The organism is Streptomyces sp. WZ.A104 (assembly GCF_002382885.1).
Taxonomy (GTDB): Bacteria; Actinomycetota; Actinomycetes; order Streptomycetales; family Streptomycetaceae; genus Streptomyces.
The window spans coordinates 1-19,036 of the sequence record NZ_NWVL01000110.1 but is presented as its reverse complement, the minus strand read 5'-3'; the positions used below and the strand labels follow the sequence as shown (position 1 = coordinate 19,036).

Sequence of the window (19,036 nt, the reverse complement as noted above, 5' to 3'; positions counted from 1 at the left end):
GCACGCCGCCGCCGAGGCGTCCGCCCGTGCCGCCGCCGAGGCGGACCAGGAGCGCGCCGCCGCCGTACGGGAGGCGGCGACCGCCCTGCGCGAGGCCGCCGAGGCCGACCAGCAGGCCGGCGCCGCGACCGAGGCCCTGCGCCAGCTCACGGAGGACCACCTCGCCCTGCGCGGTAGGCACCAGGACCTCCAGGGCGAGCACCGGCGCCTCGCCGAGCGGCACACCGAGCTGGTCGAGGCCCACACCTCCCTGAACCGGCAGCACGTCGAACTGACTAACCACGCCGGGCGCCTGGACGGCGAACTCGCCGCGCTCCGCCCCCGGCTGGAGGAGCAGGCCGGTCGGATCACGGCTCTGGAAGACGAGCTGCGTACCACGAACGACGCCCTCGGCGACGCCCGCGAGCGCGCCGGAGGCCTCCAGACCGCCCTCGACGAGCTCCAGCGGGCACGGCAGGCCGACGCCGACCGGCACACCGAGGAGCTGGCCGGCGTCCGCGCCGAGCGGGACGAGGCGGCGGGCAAGCTGGCCACCGCCACCACGAACCTCGGCGTGGCCCGCGAGCGCGCTGAGGGCCTTCAACGGCAGCTCGACGCCCTCGACCGGGACCGGAAGGCGGAGCAGGCCCGGCACACCCAGGAACTCGCCGAGCTGCGCGGCGAGCACGAGCGGGCCCTGGCCGAGCTGCGGGAGGACGTTACCCAGCTCACCGCCGAGAACGCCGCCCTCACCGCCCTGCCGGCTTCTCCGCCGGCCGTTGCCGAGGCGGAGGAGACCGGTCAGCCCGCCCAGCAGGACGTGTCCGCAGGGCAGATGGACATGTTCACGCTCGACACGGCCGGCCAGCCCGTGCCCGGCCCCGCCGAACCGCCCCAGGCTCCGGCCGAGCCGAGCCCGCAGGAGCAGTCCCCCGAGCCCGCCGCCGCCGGATCCGGAGCGCCGGACGAGGCCGATGAACTACCCGTGGCCATCGAGGACCTCGGCTTCCAAGCAGGCTCCGGTTGGTGCATGGCCCGCTACCCCTCGTCCGGGGACACGTGGACGGTCCTCCGCGACGGCCAGCAGGTGGGGGCGGTGACGCCCGAGCGCGCGAGCACCGGGCGCCGCTCTCTCCTCGGATGGTCGGCCAGGGAACAGCTCACGGCCGTGCGCCCCACCAAGGGCAGGCACTTCAACAACCGCGACATCGCCGCCAAGGCCGTCATCAAGGCGTCCTTGCGCCGACAGCCCGAGCTGGCCACCGCGACGCCCGCCTGGTGGGCCGCGCTGACGGAACAGACCGCCACGGCACTGGCTCGCGCCGCGGCGCCCTTGGCGACCGCGTCCGCCGGCCGCGGCGGGCACCTGTCCCTCTTCGCGCCGACGCTCCGCCACGCGGCGCTCCGCGTGGCCGTGCGCGCCCCGCACGAGGGCGACCTCGCCCAGCTCCAGAGCATCTCGGAGTCCGTCCTCGACCGGAGCAAGGACGGTGCTCGGCTCGTCGCCGCGCTGCGGGCGGCCGCCGTGGCGAGCGAGACCACCGCCCTCGGCACGTTCGACGGCCGGGCCTGGACCCTCGAACCCGACCTGGACCACGGCGAAGTGCTGGTCGTCTGCGCGGACGGCCAGCCGGTCGGCACCCTCGAACCGACCTCCCCCAACCCAGGTGGGCGTTGGGCGGCCAAACACCGCCGTCGGGCCCTCAAGCCGGCCACCGGCCGCGCCTTCCCCGACCGCGACGCGGCCCTTCAAGCCGTCATCGCCGCTGAGCGGGACCACCGCCCCCTGCCTGCCCTCGATGACCCGGCGTGGCACCGCATCCAGCCCGGATTCCGCGGCACCCTCTACAGTGCCGCGCGCGCCGCGATGGACCTGAAGAACTCCCACTCCCAGCTGGAGCCGATGGAGTACCGCCGGGCGGTCACCAACGCCCTCGTGGAAGCGAGGCGGAGCGTCAACGCGTCCGTGGAGCCCGAACACCTCGCTGTCCTGCTCGACGCTCCCCGCGAAGACCTCGGCCCGAAGCAGAGCGCCCGAGCGGATCGGCTGTACGAGGTACTCCAGCGGATCCGTGACGACCTCCTCACGCAGTCGGCGCGGGGGAAGACCGATCAGGCATGAGGTGTCGGGACGCCCTGCGGGACAGGGGCGCTGTCAGGCGCGCCTGTCCCGCAAGAGTCCCCGGTCAGCCGGCTTGGGTGAGCCAGGGAGCGGCCTCGGGGAGCCGGTTCAGGTTGGTGGGGACCAGCGTCGGGTCGGTGCCGTAGCCGTCGAGGGCGGTGGCGAGGATGCCGATGATCGTTTTGTCTTCACCGTAGTCGCGGGCGGCGATGTGGGTGCCGCAGGCGGGGCACCAGCCGCGCGCGGTCTTGCCGGGGTGGGTGTCGAACCAAGTCGGCTCGGCGCCGGTCCACACCAGCCCTGCCAGCGGGAAGCCGAGCCACCACTGGAACGGCGCTCCGGAGCGCTTGGAGCAGTGGTCACATGCACAGATGTGTGGGTCGTCCACCGGGCCGGTGACGGTGAAGCGGATCTTCCCGCACAAAGGGAGGCAGCCGCCGGAGCGGACCTCGGGGCCGGAGGAGGCGGCAGCAGTCTCGGACACTGGCTCATTTCCCTTGGACAGCAACCCTGTTGGGTCGCCCAGTGTGCCATCGTGCTGAACGTCTGCACGCGCCCCTCCAGTGCCCGCGGCAGGTCCACGTGGGGGAAGCTCACTCCGTCGGATGAACTCTGGCCAGGGGCAGGACCGTCGATCTGTGCCTCTTTCACGCCACGCCGCCCGCGACCTGGCCGCCCGCGCGCTCCTCGTCGTAGGTCGCGGAATAGGTGTGCGGAGTGGGGGCTCCACCTCCTTACCAGCTGCTGAGGAGCCGGCTCATGACGAACCTCCGCGGCCCGCCGAACACCACACTACTTCCCGAGGGCAGAGCGAGCAGGCGGTTGCCGATCCGGGCGTCGACCTCCCCTTCGGCTATGCAAAAACGTCCGTTTTTGCAGTCCCTCACGCTACGCTACGGGGCGTACGGGAAGCTGTGGCAGAGGGGATGACCACCATGACGGCAGGGCAGTTCGAGCACGCGCTCAGCACCGCGCAGCGGCTGCGGGCCATCACGTCCGAGCTGGCGGACCGGTACTACGAACGAGAAGACGTCGTACGGACTCTCGTGACCGCGATGCTCGCCGGCCAGCACTCCCTGCTTCTCGGCCCGCCCGGTACCGCGAAGTCCGAGCTCGCCCGGGAACTGACCGGCCGCATTGAAGGTGCGAATCTCTGGGAGATCCTTCTCTCCAAGTTCACCTCGCCCACGAGGATGTTCGGCCCGATCGATGTCGCGGCCCTCAGCCGCGGCGAGTACCGACAGGTCTACGACGGGCGGGCCACGACCGCGCACATCGCCTTCATCGACGAGATCTTCAAGTGCAGCACGGCCGCGCTCAACGAGACGCTGGGGCTGCTCAACGAGCGGATCTACCACCCGGAGAACGGCGGCGCTCCCATCGCGTGCCCGTTGATCAGCGCGATCACCGCGTCCAACGAGCTGCCGTCCGGCGAGGACAGCGCGGCGATCTACGACCGGCTCCTGGTCCGCCTGGAGGTCGACTACCTGAACGACCCCTCGAACTTCGCGGCCCTCATCCGCTCCGCGGTCACTGCAGCCGCCCCGGTCGCCCGTACGACCATCACCCTGACGGAGCTCCAGCACGCGGTCTCCACCGCGGTGCCCGCGGTGGAGGTCCCGGACGTGATCGTGGACGCCATGTGCACCCTGCGCGCCTCCCTCCGGCGCCGCGAACTCGTCTCCTCCGACCGGCGCTGGCGGGTGTCCGTACGGCTGCTCCAGGCATCCGCCCTCCTCGACGGCCGGACCGAGGTCAGTGAGAACGACCTCTCCGTGCTCACCCACGTTCTGTGGGACTCCCCCGCGCAGCGGCCCACAGTCGAGCGCGAAGTGCTCCAGATGGTCAACCCGGACGCCAGGGAAGCACTCGACCTCGCCGACGCGATCGAGGAGCTGGCGGCCGACCTCGACGCCAAGGCTGGCCAGTCCCGCGAAGCGCTGTCGGACTGGGCGATCAAGGAGGCGAACACCAAGCTCGCCCGCGCCGGCAAGAGGCTCGGCAAGCTCCGCGCGGACGCCGAGCAGGCCGGCCGCTCCACCGCGTCCATCGACCGCGCCATCGCCCGCCAGAAGGCCGTCCACGCCCGCGTCCTCACCGAAGCGCTCGGCGTCGACGCCTCCCTGGTTCAGGCGCAGGTCTGAGCCGGCGGGGGGAAGGGCCGTGGGTAAGAAGCTGACCAAGCTCAAGGACCTGGCCGCGCGGGCCGGACGCTGGCTGGGGCTCGCCAGTTCACCGCCAGAGCCGAAAGCCACTGCCGTCGTGGTCTCGGACCGGTTCGACGACATGACCTGGACGGAGACCTTCGAGGATGCCTCCGCCCTCCAGGACCTGGCGGAGGAACTCAACGAACGGTTCGACCACACGCCGGATCTGCTGCGCGACCTGTTCCTCTCCGCGTTCAAGGCGGCCCCCCGCCTGCGCGACCGGGCGGACATGGACCCGTCCCGCCTGATCAACCACCAGGTCGTCACCGCGATGGTCGGCAGCCCGGAGTACGAGGACCTCCACCGCGCGACCGTCGGCGATCCGTACGCCGCGGCCATGGCCGTCCTCGCCCAGAGCGACGCCCTGCGCCGTCTGCTCGAGCAGACGCGGGAGGCCCAGGAGAAGGGGCACCAGGCCCACGACGCCCAGGACGGCGTCGGAGACGCGGCTCGTGCTGTTGCCGAGGCGCTGGCGCGGGCCGGCGACGCGGAAGACGAGAACGGCGCCGTGCCCGATGACGTGGCCGCCGCTGTGGACGAGGCGATCGATGGGGCCGAATCTGCGGATGAGGCCGCTCGGCAGGCCGCGCAAGCGGCCGCGCAGGCCCTCGCTGCAGTGACCCCTGCCATCCGTACGGCGATCCGGCGCGCGACGGCCCAGGCCGCGGAGGCCGCCCGCGAGGAGGAGGTCCTGATGCGGGCCTGGGGCCTGGACCCGGGACAGCTGGAGCGGATGCCCTTCGAGGAGCGGGCCCTTCTCGCCGAACGACTGCGTACAGGGCGCCTGGGCCAGTTCGCGGACCTTATCGGGAGGTTCCGCCTCATGGCCCTCGGCGAGCGGGCGCGCAGGGTGGAGAACACCCCCGGAGAGCTCGTCGGGATCACCCTCGGCGACGACCTCTCCCGCGTTGTGCCCTCCGAACTCGCTCACCTCGGCATCCCGGCGATGCGGGCCGTCTTCGCGGCCAGATACGCCGAGGGCAGCCTCATGCTCTACGACAGCCGAGGGGAGCAGAACACGGGGCGGGGCGCGATCATCGCCTGCATCGATACCTCCTTCTCCATGGACATCCCGTGTGGCACGGATCGCGCCGGCATCACCGGGGAGGCATGGGCCAAGGCCTGTGCCCTGGCACTGCTCGACCAAGCCCGGCAGGCGAAGAGGGACTTCGTCGGCATCGTCTTCAGCTCGGCGAGCGAACTGAGCATTCACCGCTTCCCCGGCTCGGCCCCGGCCAGCATTGCCGACATCATCGACTTCGCAGAGACGTTCTTCGGCGGCGGAACCGACTTCGAGGCGCCGCTCACCGCCGCGGTCGACCTGCTGGAGGCCGAGTTCAACGACGCCGGCCGACCGCGCGGAGACATCGTGCTGATCACGGACGGGGAATGCGGCGTCAGCGAGGAGTGGATGCACCGCTGGAACGAGACCAAGCGGCGGTTGGACTTCCGCACTTTCGGCATCTCCATCGGCACCGGACCCGCGACCGCGCCCGGGACCGTGCTGGATGCGCTGTGCGACAACCTCCGCAGCCTTGACGACCTCACCGATCCCCGGGCCGTGTCCGACCTCTTCCGGCTGCTCTGAGCAGGCTCGCCGCCCTTCTCGTCCCTACCCCGACGCACGTTTTCGCACGGAGCCGAGCGATATGACCACTCCCCCGCCCTCTGTGGCCGACCCCGAACTCAAGACGGGCGACACGGCCTTCGACGCCTACGCCGAGGCGATGTCCGAGGAGGGCACCCCGCTCCTCGGACACCTCGTCCTCTACTCGATCTTCGACGGCAAGGTGACCCGCGACGACCTCGTCCGATGGTTCACCGAGCTGGACCTGGACGAGGCTCTCCTGCCTCCGCCTGTGCGCCACGTGGACGCGTTCGAGCGAGTCACCGGCCCCGACGGCGTCCGCGTGACGTACCCCTTGGACGACCCGAGCGCCACTGGCCCGGCCAGCAAGCGCGGCCGGCGCCGCGGACGCAACGAGCTCCTCAAGACGGCCACCCTGATGGTCCGCCCCGTACGCCGAGACGGAGGCCAGATCGTGCGGCACGTCGTCCGCGAGATCCGCGACGAGGAACGAACGAGCCTGGAGTACGACACCCGCATCGCGATCTGCACCTTCGACCGGGACAACTCCGAGAACAGCCCCGAAGGGGCCGGCGCCCTCACGATCGAGGAGGACCGTTCCGCCATCGCCAAGCTCCCCGAGGCCGAGCAGACCACCGTCCGGCAGATGCTCACCGACATCAACGAGGCGTTCCGCCACCGGTGCACCTACCTGACCAGTGACAAGCTGCGCTCGGTGGTCCGCCGGTACGTCGAGCACCTGAGTGCCATCCGGGTCCGGCCCACCGGCGGGGTGTACTTCGTGCACCGCCAGCACGCGGATGTCCTCGGCTCGCTGCGGGAACTCGTCGGCCGGTTCGGGGAGGGAAGCCACCTCGTCCGCGTCCCCCTGCCGGACCAGGAGGAGATGCGCGAGATGATCATCATGGCGTTCACGACCAAGGCGAAGGACGAGCTCGACGAACTCGCCCGGGACATCGCCGCTGCCCAGCGCGCCGGGAAGGCCGACGAGGCCAGGAAGCTGTACGAGCGCTTCACCGCTCTTCAGGAGGCCACCAACGAGCACTCCGACCTGCTCTCCACCTCCCTGGACGACACGCGAGCCGCCCTCCAACTCGTGAAGGTCCAGCTGGGAGGCCTCCTCGCCACAGCCACCGACGAGGGATAGCCGTCCCGGCGTTGCCGGGGCTGGTTGTTCCCGTACGGTCCTTCGCTGCGCTGCGGTCCGTACGGGGTTTCCCCCGCCCTCCCTGCTTTTCGATTCTGGGGGCCGGGCGGCTGCGCGCAAGGTCGTCCGGTCCGTGTCCTCGCCGGCCCGCTCCTTCGTCGCTCTACCGGCTGCGGTACTCCCTGCCTCCCCTGCACTCCGCCGCCCGGCCCCCGACATCTCACAGCGCAGGAAGGGCGGGGAAAAAGGGTCCGCGGCCATCAGGCCGTCCACACCACCCGCCGCACCCGACCAACCCGAACGAGCAACCGGAAGAGGAACCCGATGAACACGCAGCTCCCCGCCCTCATGGCCGACCACGCCATCCCGTCCGAAGCCATGACCGAGGCCGTGGACGCACTCGCCCACCTCGTCCACCGCGCGGCCCAGCGGAACGACACCACGGAGGAATCCGTCCTCGGTGACCTCTCCGACGCGATGCTCGGCGCGGCGTACCTGGGCTACGCGCTCGCCATCAGCCAGCAGCTCACCGGCGAGGCCAAGGAGGACGCCGCCCGGCGCGCGGCGTACCGGAAGCTGTACGAAACAGGATCTCCCGGCTTGGCCTACCGGACCGTGCTGCGGCTCTGGGGGAGGCCCCGCCGTCGCCCGCTCACGGGAGCTGGTGCGGTTGACAACCCTCAGCCCGCACAGTAAATTAGTACATGTCGAGACGGGGAGGGCAAGCCCCGCGTTGACCACCGCAACCACCCGTGAGGAGTGCACCGTGAGCGCCCACATCGAGACGCCCGCCGCCACCACCGCTCGCCCTGTCGAACGACGCTTCCCCCGCTTCTGGGCGCGCCGCCAGCCGTCTCCCCCGCCGTACGCGGAGTTGGACTGTGCGTGCGGGGTGCGCATTGCGGCGGCCGGCCTGGTCGGCGTCCTCGCTACGCGCAAGAGCATCTTCCATCACACCTGCCGAGTCGAGGCCGCGCCCGCTTCCGCGAAGCCCAAGCCGTAGCCGCCCTGGGATCCTCTCGCCTCCGCCGCCCCCCCCAGAGGCGAGATGTCCCGGAAATCCCAGAGGAAGGAGAGGGTGCATGGCGGTCCTGAATTATCGCCTCGTTCCGGCGTTCCCCGACGAGGGGCGCCCCGGGCCGCGTCAGCGCGGCGCTCGGCGGCGCCGTACGCGCCGCTGGGCCCGTCGAGAGGTGAAGCGGGCTGATGAGCGCCTGTGGCGCCGCGAGGGTACCGAATGGATGGCCTCGTAATCAGGGGCGGGCGGTTGACATCCACCCCCCCTAAAGGTAGATTAGTACATGTCGTAACGGGGAGGGCAGGCCCCGGGCCGGACACCACGAACCACCCCGCTCCAAGGAGATCGCATGACCACCCCTGACCGTCGGCACCTGATCGTCGTCCTCGATCGCTCGGGCAGTATGAACCGCGTCCGAGAGGACACCGAGGGCGGACTGAACGCACTTCTCGACGAGCAGCGCAAGACGTCCGGCGTCACCACCGTCACCCTCGTGCAGTTCGACGATGAGATCGAGACCGTCTACACCGGCCGTCCGCTGGACGAGATCCCGGACTTCACCTTCCAGCCGCGCGGCATGACCGCCCTCCTGGACGCCGTCGGCACCACGGTGTGGCAGGAGGGACAGCGGATCGCCGTGCTGCCGCCCGCCGAGCAGCCGTCCGAGGTCACCCTTGTGATCCTCACCGACGGCAAGGACAACCGCTCCAAGCGCTTCGATCCCGGCCTGGTCCGGTACCTGGTTGACGGAGCCAGGGAGCACCAGGGGTGGACGGTGGTGTTCCTCGGCGCCAACCAGGATGCGTTCGAGGTCGGCGGCAGCCTGGGCGTTCCTGAGGCGACGACCCTGGGGTTCGATACCTCGCAGACGCGGGCCACCCTCACGACGGCTGGCCGGATGGTCTCGCGAGGCACGCGCACCGGTGAGTTCACCTTCACCGGCGAGGAGCGGAACGCCGCCGTGGACAGCGCGAAGTAGTCGAACCCTGGTCACCGAGCCCGGGGCGCACCGCGCGCCCCGGGCGCCGTCCCGACGAAAGGCGCACTCGCCCATGTCCACCCCGACTCGTACCAACCCTGAGGCGAACGCCGAGTTTGCCCATGCCGTCGCCGCCGAACTGGGGCCGCAGTGGTCACCCCGGCCCGCGGACTGGCCCGGCCACTACCAGTTGACCGACGGCCGCGGAGCGCGTCTCGTCCTCCTCCCCGGGCTTGTGCGCGGCCTCCTGCCGGCTGCGAACAGTCAAAGGATCCGCTATGGCCCTTCGTCCCCTCAGATCGGTGTCACGCACCGCGATCCCGTGCATGTCGCCCGGCATATCCGCCGCAGGCTCCTCCCTCAGTACGCGGCCGCACGCGCCCAGCACCAGGCGCTCGTCGGCGCTGAGCGTGCCGAGCGCCGCGCGCGTGCCCGAGTCGCGCAGGGACTTGCCGAGGTGCTCGAGATACCTGCTGCGACCGTCGTGGTCGTGCCGGACTCCCCCCGCAGCGGGCAGACCACCGTCCGATGCGCGTACGTCAAGGGCGGCTCCGTCGAGGCGGTCGTCGAGGGAGGCGGGGCGGGCATTTCCCTGGACCTTTCGGGCTTGACGGCTGATCAGGCCAACGCCATTGCCGGAATGGTCAGAAACCTGAACGAGTATCGCAATCGGGAGTTGACGCCAGGCCCCCCAGTAGAGTAAATTAGTACACGTCGGAACGGGGAGGGCAAGCCCCGGACCGGACACCACAGACCACGAACCAAGGAATCTCGTGACCTCACACCGGGCCGAAGGCCCCATCGTCCAGCTGCACGTCGTCGTGACCGAGCGCACCGTCCGCGAGCCGGAGCCCGTTCACCTTCACCCGCTCGACCTCATCGCCGCCATCCTGCTGGCCCACTACGGCCCGGACACCGGACCGGACACGCCGGAGCCGCAGGGCGGACCCCGGTGCCGCCACACGACCTGGGCCCCGCTCAGCGAGGCCGACGTGCACGGGTTCCTGATCGACCTCGGCTGATTCGCCACCGGGGCCGGGTATTCCCGGCCCCGCCCCCTCCTCCCGGAAAGGAAGGCCATGGAGGCCAGCACCATCACGTTCGACGACGTACTCGCATTCGTCCGCAGCCAGGCCACCGACGCTGACCTGGAGCGCTTCGAGGACACCGCCAACAAGCGGCGCCGCTTCCTGAGCAAGGAGCGCGCGAAGAACCTCTCGCCGGGGCAGAAGGTCCGCCTCGACGGATACAAGGACGCCCGCCTCAACGGACTGACGGGTGAGGTCGTCCACGTCGACCGCCAACCGCGGAAGGCGGCCTACGCCGCCGTACGCCTCGACGAGGAATCCACCCGGCGGCTCGCGAACTTCCGGCATGTCCCGGAAGGCGAGAAGGAGTACACCCTCACCCGCCTCGCCGCCGATGGCTGCCACCCGGCCTGACGCCCGCGCCCCCACTCGAAAGGAGCACCACCCCGATGGAACTCACCGCTGACGCCGTCAACGACTTCCTCGCGCAGCGCGCGAACGACAGCCACCTCGACGCGCTCTTCCCGGCCACCAAGAAGCGGCGGGAGGCACTGGAAACGCTGCGCGTGACGATGCTGAAGGTCGGCGACAAGATCACTGTCGCGCGCATCAGGCCCAAGTACTTCGCCGGACTGAGCGGCACCCTGATCAACATCTCGGCGCCGTCCCGAGGGCGGCAGAAGACGGTCATCCGGCTCGACGAGGAGTCCACCCGGCGCCTCCGCCAGCACGAGTGGGTGCCCGAGGAGGACAAGGAGCACGAGATCGACTGCATCCCGCTCAGCGCGTGCTTCCTCAAGGGGGAGGCCCCCACGAAGTAACCCGCGAGGTCGCGCGGCGGCCCCGTCACGGCCGCCGCGCCTCGCTCTCCCGGAAGGACACGATGACCACCCAAGGGCTGCAGCCCTTCCAGCCCACCGACTTCGAGGAGCCATGCGAGGGGTGCGGAGCCCCCGCGGGGGCCTACTGCCGCCCGGGCTGCGACTGCGGGTACACCGCTGAGCACGCTCGCGCCGACGCAGTCCGCGCCCAGCGCCGCTCCCTACACCAGACGTGACCGGCTCCCGGCCCCCTTCGCCGGGAGCCGGCCCTACCGCAACCGCCGAAAAGGAACCCCGTGTTCGTCGTCGCCCCCCGACTCCCCAAGGAGCTCAGGCCCTCCCACGCGGCATGGCGCGCAGCACAGCGCGCAGCCGCCCTCGCCGGGGCCGCCCTGCTCCGCTCCGCTTACCCCGAGCTCGATGCCGAGGATCCGGAAGACCCGCTCTGCCTCACGGGCCGTGCCGCCGAGGGTGGCAGGATCACCGTGTGGCCAAGCTGGCCGGACGACCTGCCGCGATTCCAGCTCGACGCCGAGGCTCTGCCCGTTCCTGTCGCCCAGCTGATCAGCGACATCGTGCACGGCCGTGACTGGTTCCCACTCGTCAAGGCGGGGACGAACGAGCCGACCAGCGACATCGCCGCCGCAGAGCCCGGCCGGTACGCCCAGGCCGAGGCCGGGCGACCGGCGGCACACGAGCTGACCATCGACGACGAGGGAACCGTCTCCCTCCACTTCCCCGGCCTCACCATGAACGCCGTCCTCGGCGCCCTCGCGGTGCTACGAGACCCCGACGCCGTGCGCGTCCACCAGGCCGGCTGCACCCTCAGGAACTGCACCTGCCAGTGCCCCACCGTCGACGACTGCCGCCCGTGCGACAGCTGCGCATGCCAGTGCCAATGCGCCGGCGTGGCCACCTGACGCCCTCCCCCGCACCGTCGAAGCAGCCCGAGCCGACCCCGAATCCCCCACCAGACCAACCTGCGGAGACACCGATGTTCCCGACGTACAGCACCCTCCTCGGCCGGGCCCGGGCGGCGCAGGACCCCAAGGTCCGGTGTGCCTTCCTGGTCGCCGCGATCGCCCACGCCGCCGACCTCCAGGCCCGGGAGGGCGGAGACGACCACCGCCGCGCCCGGGGCGTCACCCTCGAAGTCGGCGCAGACCCCGACACCCTCGTCGTCCTGCACCTGACGACGGACGACGGAGCCCGCCTCGACCTGGAGGGGCCGCACTTCGACCAGGTCGCGGAGCCCCTCGCCGACCTCGCTCGGCACCGGTACGAAGACTGGGCTGAGCACTGCGCGCGCAGCGACGACGAGCTCGGCGTGTACGAACTCGACGTGCAGGCTGCGGCCCGCGAGGCGCTGAGACTCCTGTGCCCGTGGAGTGACCTCCGGATGGGGTTGATCACCATCCGCCGATAAGGTAGATTAGTGCACGTCGGAACGGGGAGGGCAAGCCCCGGCCGTCCACCACAGGCCCCAGCCGTACAAGGAGTGCCATGACGAACCACTGCGACGACTGCCGCCGCCCCGAAGTGCTCAAGCGCCACTCCCGCGTGGCCCTGAACGGCGCAATCATCAGCGCCTGGCTCTGCCTCCCGTGCGGAAGGCGATTCGACGAGATCACGGCGCGGCTCAACTCCGCTGCACTGCTCAACGCCTGACATCGTTCCCGGCCTCCGGGGTGCCGTCGTTCGGCACCCCGGAGGTGCCATCACCGAATCCGACGGGCAATCCAATGCCGAATCTCCTGGCCTCAGCCACGAAGCGCCTCGCCGGTGCGGCGTCGCGCACGCTCCTGGCGAGCGCCGACCTCGCCGCCCGCGGGACGGGCACCCCCAACCCCTTCGACGTCACCCGCATCGTCCTGGAGGAACTGTCGAAGTCCGACGCGTCCGGCGCCGACTTCTTCAACGAGGTCCAAGGGCGTGTCCACGCCGCCGGCTTCCGGTGGTCGTGCGGAACGTGCGCCTGCGGGCGCCCCGCTGTTGAAGACGAGATCACCCCGTGCGACGCCTGCCAGAACGACGACTGACCGACTACGTGTCCCACGCGGTACTGCGGTCTCACAGAAGGAGGACTCCGTCATGGGCGTGGCGCCGCAGACGGTGGTGTGGTGCGAGGAGCGCGATCACCCCTACGTCACCTACAACCCCTGGCTGGAGCGTAGTTACTGCCGGTGCGGCCGCCGTCAGGAGTCCGGGCGGCAGCCGCTGGACACGCTGGCCGCGCACGAGATTTTCCACGCGCACGCTCCCGGCGCCTTCTGTCGGTGTTACCTGCCCCGGTGGTGCCCGGCATGAGACGGGGCGGGCGGCGTGCCGTCGCGCCTCGGTCGGCCCGGCCTCGGACAGACGTCACGCCCCCCAGTCGTAGGGGTCGTCCTCAAGGGCGGCTCGCTCACCAAATCCTTTGTCGAAGCCCTTGAGGACGGGGTCGAGCTCGGCTGCCGCGCACAGGGAACAGAGCCGGACGCCCGGGCGCTCGGCAGCGTCGAGCGCCTGCTCCCACGTCAGGATGGGGACTCCCTCGGGGGCCTCGGTGCAGTCGACGGCGTGCACGACGGCCTGGGCTGCGCCGCCGCGGCCGCCGAGCTTCTGCAGCACCCATCCGGAGGGCCGACGGGGCCCGAGGATCTGCTCGACGAGGGGCGGCGGGGCCAGACGCTCGGTCGGGACGGAGTCGTACGCCGCCCCGTCCACGGGGCGAAGGTGCTCCTGGGGGCGCAGCCACATCCGGTACTCCGCGGCTTCGATGCCGCCGTCCTCGGTGGTCCTGTAGACCGGGATCGAGACGAGGTAGAGCCAGCCGTCGGGCAGCTGCCGCCGGGCGTGGAGGCGCCCGACGATCTCCTGTTCGCCGTCGGGCAGCAGGATCCGGATCGGCGCCGGCCGGGAGTCGGACAGTGGGGTAGTCACCTTTCCACCGTAGGCACGGCCACACCGTCCGTCGTGTGACCGCGCACCCGCCGAGAGGAGCGGGGTTCGCTCGGGCCCTGCGGGGGCAAAGGGAGGATCATCGGCAGGTCGGCCGCAGCCCGCTCGTTGGAGTACGAGGCGCGGCACCGTGGCGAGGTACCCGGCGAATGGGGCGGTGGCCGCCCGCCTCCCCTCACTCAAGGTGTCGGATCGCCAGAAGGAGGATCCCCTCCAGTCAGCGAGCGAGTTGCCCTCCATCAGCAGTTAAGGTAAATTAGTACACGTCAAGCCGGGGAGGGCAAACCCTGGCGCGACGAGACCACCACAAGCCGCCTCAATCTAGGGGGACCTCCATGACCGAGCAGCACGTGCCCACCATCCAGCCCGACCGGACCCTCACGCCGGAGGTCTGGCGGCACGAGCGCGGACACGCCTTCTACCCGCCGAACGAGGTCCTGCGGAACGTCCCCGCGATCTACGCCACGGACGGCATCCCGTGCGAGCACAAGACGATCCACGCGCACTACTTCGCCGCGTGGGGCGACTGGTACGTGGCCGAGTTCGATCCGGTCAGCGGGGAGGCGTTCGGCTGGGCCCGTCTCGGCGCCGACGACACGCAGGGCGAGTGGGGCTACTTCGACCTCCCGGCCCTGGAGTCGCACCGCTCCACCTCGGGGCTGCCCAACTTCGTCGAGCGCGATCTGGACTTCGAGCGGCAGCTCGCTGCCGACTGCCTGCCGAAGGGGCGCCGCCGCCTCGGGTGCGACGTCGAGGACTGCGTCACGTGCGCGCCGCGGTCGTAGAACCCCACCGAAGGCGGAGCCGTCGCACTGACCGAGAGCCGGGCCCCGGCTTTCGGTCACGCGCCGCCGAGTAGGCGGTTCCGCCGGCATCGTCCGGCCCGGGGGCCGGGGGCCCGGCTCCTCGCGCCGGGCTGGGCTGTCAGCGGCCGTCGGCTCGGCCCGTCGCCCTCATGATCTCGTCGATCAAGGCCGGGTCGACCGGGACCGGCTCGCCCGCGGGAAGGTCCAGGACGATGGCGTCGTACGCCGGCTGGGACCGGGCGACGAGCCGGGCGCGCGCGACCTCGTCGGTCGGGATGACCTCGCCGGTCGCACTCGATGTCTTGCCGGTGCCGCCGTGGGTGGCGTGCAGTTCCATGCTTCCCCCTCGAGTTGTCGTCGTCCGAGCGTATCGGCGGGACGGGGGATTCGCGCCATGCCACCGCCAGAGGGCGGGAGGTGGGAGTTGACAACCCTGCCCCGGTTGAGTAAATTAGTACATGTCGAAAAGGGGAGGGCAAGCCCCGGGATCGGCCACCACACACCACCTTCCTCCAAGGAGTTGCGCTCATGCTGCACCAGCCTCACGCCAACGGCCCCTGCGCAGCCTGCGTCGCGACGGGCCTGCCCGCCGTCGCAGCCCGCGACCTCAAGGTCGGCATGCTCATCCAGGACAAGTTCACCCCCGGGCCGTACACCGAGTACTCGGTCGGTGAGATCGGCACCGTCGAGGTCGACGAGGACTCCTACTTCGCCGTCCGATGGTCCTTCCGCTGGCACCGGGTCTACCGGGGAACCGAGCTGATCTACGCCTACCCGGACAGCAGCGGCTGCACCTACAACGTCACGGGTGATCACGAATACCTCCCGCTCGAAGCCGGTACTGCCGAACCCCCGACCGAGAAGTACGTGAACCCGACTTACCCCTGAGCCCAGCGCGCCCCCGCACCCGGGGGACGCAGCGACTTCGCCGGTCCGGGAGGGCGAACCCGGGCCGGCGCACCACAACCACCAGCCCAAGGAGGCATCCCGATGGGAGCCCGAGCCATCATCGAATGGCACCAGCCCGAGAACGAGCTGCCTGCGCTCCTGCAGCGCAACCCCTGGCTGAGCCCCGGCACCTTCCTGCCGGCGCTCGCGGACTTCGTCCAAACGGCCCGTGAAACCGACCACGCGCCCAGCGCCGAACTCTTCCGAGGGTGGGCCGCCGAGCGCGTGCCGTACGTGCTCGGCGAGGACGAGACCCGCGACCGGATGCTCTTTCTGAGGCCCGGGTCCGACGTGCAGTTCCACTACCTCGTCCAACTCACCGAGGATGACCAGCCCGCCGGGCAGGCACTCCGCGTGACGGTCCGCGAGAGGAACCTCTTCCATCCGGGCGCCGGTGGCCGCTGGGAAGTCACCCACCAGGCCGGGACCGACGAGGAGCTGTTCGAACTGGCCGCCGGCCTCCTGGAGCGGCAGGCTGCCCGAATCCGCCGACTCACAGCCGAAGGCCGCGGCGGGCCGATGCCCGCGGCCCACGAGGTCGCCGACCGTGCCGCGCAGATCCGGGCGCGCATCAGCCGGCCCGCCGAAGCGGATGGTCGTGACCACGAGGCCGCCGGGAGCGTGACCGCGTGAGCAGCCGACGCACCCTGTGGGACCCGCCACCGACGCTGAGCCTGAGCAACCTCGAAGGACTCAGCGTGCTCGGGCACGCCCACGGACCGACCCACGCCCCGTGGACCGGCAGGGGAAGGAGCCGCACCCGCTACTCCATCCACGGCGTCGACGTCGACCAGGACAGGCTTCTCGTCTCGATCAGCAGCATCGTCCTCGCCGGAGGCGACACCGAGTATCCGCATCCCCAGCGCGGCATCACCGGCTGGGCGAAGCCCAAGGACTTCGAGCTGATCCTTTTGTCCCACCTGCGCGCCGAAGGCGCCCATACGGGGTACCAGTGCCATCACCATGTCACCACCTACCCCGACGCCCGGCCATGCTGGCACTGCAAGGTCCACCCGCCGGCGGACGGCTGCACGTACTTCTCCGTCACCCGCCACACGTTCGTCGAGGGCACGGTGCGGTGAGCGGGGCGGCCATCGACCAGAGCAGGGCCAGCGACCGCCAGGGCCGCTGCCTCGCCGCCGCGGCCCGCGGCCGCCTCTTCGCCGCCCGGGAGTACGGCGCCGTGCGCTACTTCACGCTCCGGCCAGATCCCGACGCCCCTGCCGTCTTCAGACCGGACGACATCCACGAGTGCGTCATCCGAGGCTGGATGGCGTGGGCCGACGAGGGCGCGGCCGCAGTCATCACCGAACCCGGACGCGCCGCCCTCGACGAGTACCAGCTCGACGCCCAGCGCCGAAGCGAACTTCCGTACACCATCACCCGGAACGCCCTGCGGGGCGAGCTGCACGCGCCGCACGAGCCGATCCGGATCCTGCGCGACGCCCGGACCGGCCGGGAGATCGAGCCCGGCGACAGCATCACAGACCCGTTCGGCGAGCCGATCACCTACCTGGGCCCGACCATGAGCCGAACCGGAGACAACGGGGCATGGCGGCCCGGCCGGATCGCCCGAGTCCTGTACCCCGGAGAGATCCCGTGGGTCTTCCTCCCCGCCGAGATCGGGGCCACCTACGACGACATGCCGTCCGCGGACGGGGCCTGAGCCGGGGCACGGCCGAGCGGGCGCCGGCACCGTGGCGTCGAACGCGGGGCTCCGCCCCGGACCCCGGCCTCACTCCCAGAGGGGGAGTAGCCCGCGCTCGACTGCGGCACGTGGGGGGAAAGGGGCGGGGCGCGGGGTGTCCCTCCGGCCGATCGACGTCCGAACCCTGCCACACCCGGCCGGGACCACTAGCCCAAGCCGCTACGCGGTCGCTACGCGAGGCCAGCGGCCCCGGCCGGGCGCGGCACCACCGCGCCGCCGACCGACCGGAGGGACACCCCGCTCACACAGGGCGCAGTCTGCGGGCCGCAGAAACCTGCCGAAAAACCGGGGAAATCGCTGGTCAGGAGTTGCGCCGACTCCCCCAATAAGGTAAATTAATACATGTCGGAACGGGGAGGGCAAACCCCGGGCCGGCCACCACAGACCAGCCTCACAAGGAGCGCACCATGGCCATCGAGACCGCCGAGCAGTTCACCCGCCGCGCCGCCGTCGTCATCCCGACCGACGCCGCGTCGAACGCCCGGAACGCGGACCTCCCCGACCTTGCGCAGATCCTCAAGCGGCAGCAGGAAGCCAAGATCGACATGGTCGCCCCTGCCTCCGCCCTCACCTTCCAGGGCGGCAACCTCAACGTCCAGGGCCTCTCCCCCATCCTCACCGACACCGGCGTCACCATCGCCGACGGGACCTACCGCCCCACCACCGTCGCCGACGAGGGCATCGCCTCCAAGCTCGGCATCCCGCTCGCCTACCTGCGCCGGATGCGCGCCGAAAAGGTCGACCTGTACGACGCGAACGTCATGGGCTGGCTCGCCGAAGACCCCGCCCGCAAGTTCCTCCTGCGCGGCTTCACCGGCCACCAGGGCGGCGAAGGCGTCCTCCGAGCCTTCCTCTCCGACAGCTACAAGATGATCGACAACTTCGACGTCCTCCTGGCCGCGCTCAGCGGCGTGAAGGCATCCGGCCACGACGTCCGTATCACCGGGTGCGACCTCACCGAGCGCCGCATGATCGTCCGCGTCGAGTCCGAGCACATCAAGGTGCTCGCCCCCACCCTCCTGCGCGGCTACCGCTCCCCCTTCACCGGCCAGACCGGTGACGAGCTGCCCATCGTCAGCGCCGGATTCGTGATCGCCAACTCCGAGGTGGGCGCGGGCGCGTTCACCATCACCCCCCGCATCACCGTCAAGGTGTGCGAGAACGGCATGACCATCCAGAAGGACGCCCTGCGAGCCGTCCACCTCGGCGCCAAGCTGGACGAAGGCGTCATCCGCTGGTCCGGCGACACCGAGACCAAGAACCTCGAACTGATCACCGCCCAGGCCCGCGACGCCGTCGCCACCTTCCTTGACCGCGAGTACGTCGAGACCAAGCTGACCCAGATCGAGAAGGAAGCGGGCCGCCCGATCACCGACCCCGTCAAGACGATCGAAGTCGTCTCCAAGAAGCTCAAGTTCACGGATGGGCTTCGTGAGTCGATCCTGACCCACTTCATCCAGGGCGGACAGACCACGGCAGGCGGCCTCATGCAGGCCATCACCGCCACCGCCCAGACGCTCGACGACGCGGACGCGGCCTTCGAGCTGGAGGGCCAGGCCCTCACCGCCATGAGCCTCGCGGCCAGCGCGTAGCCCCAAGACCGCCGCTCCGGGACACGACCCCCACCCCATCCCGGAGCGGCACCCGCCCGGCCCGTCCGCACCACCCCACCCCGGACGGGCCGGGCCCCCGGGCCGGGGCCGCGATCACGGCGGCATCGAGCCGCCGCGCCCGCGCGCGCCCAC

At 70.9% G+C, this 19,036-nt stretch carries 24 protein-coding genes and 1 pseudogene; 22 read left to right on the top strand and 3 right to left on the bottom strand.

Annotated elements, in window-relative coordinates; all coding sequences use genetic code 11:
• Window positions 1-2,101: pseudogene (locus tag CIB93_RS38315) on the top strand (hypothetical protein); the annotation flags it as partial.
• 64 nt (window positions 2,102-2,165) lie between these two features.
• On the opposite strand, the gene CIB93_RS38310 reads toward CIB93_RS38315, so the two are convergent.
• A complete protein-coding gene (locus CIB93_RS38310) occupies window positions 2,166-2,585 on the bottom strand; it encodes a GFA family protein (protein ID WP_179500350.1) in 420 nt (139 codons plus the stop codon).
• Window positions 2,586-3,036: 451 nt separating this feature from the next.
• Between CIB93_RS38310 and CIB93_RS34775 the strand changes: the two genes are divergently transcribed.
• The 15 genes from CIB93_RS34775 to CIB93_RS34710 all read left to right on the top strand — a co-directional run bounded on the left by CIB93_RS34775 (window position 3,037) and on the right by CIB93_RS34710 (window position 13,196).
• On the top strand, window positions 3,037-4,245 hold the full coding sequence (locus tag CIB93_RS34775; protein ID WP_096632768.1) for an AAA family ATPase: 1,209 nt from the start codon (window positions 3,037-3,039) through the stop codon (window positions 4,243-4,245).
• Window positions 4,246-4,264: 19 nt separating this feature from the next.
• Window positions 4,265-5,896, top strand: a complete 1,632-nt coding sequence (locus tag CIB93_RS34770) for a VWA domain-containing protein (protein ID WP_096632760.1) — start codon at window positions 4,265-4,267, stop codon at window positions 5,894-5,896.
• Window positions 5,897-5,957: 61 nt separating this feature from the next.
• Window positions 5,958-7,043, top strand: a complete 1,086-nt coding sequence (locus tag CIB93_RS34765) for a DUF6744 family protein (RefSeq protein ID WP_218839818.1) — start codon at window positions 5,958-5,960, stop codon at window positions 7,041-7,043.
• 324 nt (window positions 7,044-7,367) lie between these two features.
• Window positions 7,368-7,739, top strand: coding sequence for a hypothetical protein (locus CIB93_RS34760; protein WP_096632759.1), 372 nt, complete (start codon window positions 7,368-7,370; stop codon window positions 7,737-7,739).
• A gap of 70 nt (window positions 7,740-7,809) precedes the next feature.
• On the top strand, window positions 7,810-8,046 hold the full coding sequence (locus CIB93_RS34755) for a hypothetical protein (RefSeq protein WP_096632757.1): 237 nt from the start codon (window positions 7,810-7,812) through the stop codon (window positions 8,044-8,046).
• Window positions 8,047-8,410: 364 nt separating this feature from the next.
• Window positions 8,411-9,040, top strand: coding sequence for a vWA domain-containing protein (locus CIB93_RS34750; RefSeq protein ID WP_096632756.1), 630 nt, complete (start codon window positions 8,411-8,413; stop codon window positions 9,038-9,040).
• Between the two features lie 73 nt (window positions 9,041-9,113).
• The gene (locus CIB93_RS34745) at window positions 9,114-9,743 is read left to right on the top strand and encodes a hypothetical protein (RefSeq protein WP_096632754.1); all 630 of its coding nucleotides are present in this window, start codon (window positions 9,114-9,116) and stop codon (window positions 9,741-9,743) included.
• Between the two features lie 70 nt (window positions 9,744-9,813).
• Window positions 9,814-10,062, top strand: coding sequence for a hypothetical protein (locus tag CIB93_RS34740; protein WP_096632753.1), 249 nt, complete (start codon window positions 9,814-9,816; stop codon window positions 10,060-10,062).
• A 57-nt stretch (window positions 10,063-10,119) separates the two neighbouring features.
• Window positions 10,120-10,482 carry a hypothetical protein gene (locus tag CIB93_RS34735; protein WP_096632751.1) on the top strand — a complete coding sequence of 121 codons (363 nt, stop codon included), beginning with the start codon at window positions 10,120-10,122 and terminating at the stop codon, window positions 10,480-10,482.
• 35 nt (window positions 10,483-10,517) lie between these two features.
• A complete protein-coding gene (locus CIB93_RS34730) occupies window positions 10,518-10,889 on the top strand; it encodes a hypothetical protein (protein WP_096632750.1) in 372 nt (123 codons plus the stop codon).
• A 296-nt stretch (window positions 10,890-11,185) separates the two neighbouring features.
• Complete coding sequence (locus CIB93_RS34725) at window positions 11,186-11,809, top strand: hypothetical protein (RefSeq protein WP_096632748.1); 624 nt, start codon at window positions 11,186-11,188, stop codon at window positions 11,807-11,809.
• Window positions 11,810-11,883: 74 nt separating this feature from the next.
• Window positions 11,884-12,315, top strand: a complete 432-nt coding sequence (locus CIB93_RS34720; protein ID WP_096632747.1) for a hypothetical protein — start codon at window positions 11,884-11,886, stop codon at window positions 12,313-12,315.
• A 77-nt stretch (window positions 12,316-12,392) separates the two neighbouring features.
• Window positions 12,393-12,557, top strand: coding sequence for a hypothetical protein (locus CIB93_RS38305; RefSeq protein WP_179500349.1), 165 nt, complete (start codon window positions 12,393-12,395; stop codon window positions 12,555-12,557).
• A gap of 74 nt (window positions 12,558-12,631) precedes the next feature.
• Window positions 12,632-12,928, top strand: coding sequence for a hypothetical protein (locus tag CIB93_RS34715; RefSeq protein ID WP_096632745.1), 297 nt, complete (start codon window positions 12,632-12,634; stop codon window positions 12,926-12,928).
• Between the two features lie 58 nt (window positions 12,929-12,986).
• Window positions 12,987-13,196, top strand: coding sequence for a hypothetical protein (locus CIB93_RS34710; RefSeq protein ID WP_143660124.1), 210 nt, complete (start codon window positions 12,987-12,989; stop codon window positions 13,194-13,196).
• Window positions 13,197-13,250: 54 nt separating this feature from the next.
• On the opposite strand, the gene CIB93_RS34705 is transcribed toward CIB93_RS34710, so the two are convergent.
• Window positions 13,251-13,811 carry a DUF6233 domain-containing protein gene (locus CIB93_RS34705; RefSeq protein WP_257002499.1) on the bottom strand — a complete coding sequence of 187 codons (561 nt, stop codon included), beginning with the start codon at window positions 13,809-13,811 and terminating at the stop codon, window positions 13,251-13,253.
• Between the two features lie 353 nt (window positions 13,812-14,164).
• Here CIB93_RS34705 and CIB93_RS34700 point away from each other — a divergent pair, with 353 nt between their 5' ends.
• Complete coding sequence (locus CIB93_RS34700) at window positions 14,165-14,614, top strand: hypothetical protein (RefSeq protein WP_096632742.1); 450 nt, start codon at window positions 14,165-14,167, stop codon at window positions 14,612-14,614.
• A 139-nt stretch (window positions 14,615-14,753) separates the two neighbouring features.
• Here the strand turns inward: CIB93_RS34700 and CIB93_RS34695 are convergent, their stop codons facing one another.
• Complete coding sequence (locus tag CIB93_RS34695; protein WP_096632740.1) at window positions 14,754-14,972, bottom strand: hypothetical protein; 219 nt, start codon at window positions 14,970-14,972, stop codon at window positions 14,754-14,756.
• A 191-nt stretch (window positions 14,973-15,163) separates the two neighbouring features.
• Between CIB93_RS34695 and CIB93_RS34690 the strand changes: the two genes are divergently transcribed.
• The 5 genes from CIB93_RS34690 (at window position 15,164) to CIB93_RS34670 (ending at window position 18,883) form a co-directional block, all read left to right on the top strand.
• Window positions 15,164-15,523: a hypothetical protein gene (locus CIB93_RS34690; protein ID WP_073227372.1), complete on the top strand. Its 360-nt coding sequence runs from the start codon at window positions 15,164-15,166 to the stop codon at window positions 15,521-15,523.
• A 102-nt stretch (window positions 15,524-15,625) separates the two neighbouring features.
• Window positions 15,626-16,216, top strand: coding sequence for a hypothetical protein (locus CIB93_RS34685; protein ID WP_096632738.1), 591 nt, complete (start codon window positions 15,626-15,628; stop codon window positions 16,214-16,216).
• The gene (locus CIB93_RS34680; RefSeq protein WP_096632736.1) at window positions 16,213-16,665 is read left to right on the top strand and encodes a hypothetical protein; all 453 of its coding nucleotides are present in this window, start codon (window positions 16,213-16,215) and stop codon (window positions 16,663-16,665) included. Before CIB93_RS34685 ends, CIB93_RS34680 begins: the two co-directional genes overlap by 4 nt.
• A complete protein-coding gene (locus tag CIB93_RS34675; RefSeq protein ID WP_096632734.1) occupies window positions 16,662-17,249 on the top strand; it encodes a hypothetical protein in 588 nt (195 codons plus the stop codon). The genes CIB93_RS34680 and CIB93_RS34675 overlap by 4 nt, the downstream gene beginning before the upstream one ends.
• A 449-nt stretch (window positions 17,250-17,698) precedes the next feature.
• The gene (locus tag CIB93_RS34670) at window positions 17,699-18,883 is read left to right on the top strand and encodes a DUF932 domain-containing protein (protein WP_257002498.1); all 1,185 of its coding nucleotides are present in this window, start codon (window positions 17,699-17,701) and stop codon (window positions 18,881-18,883) included.
• The last annotated feature ends 153 nt before the right edge of the window (window positions 18,884-19,036 follow it).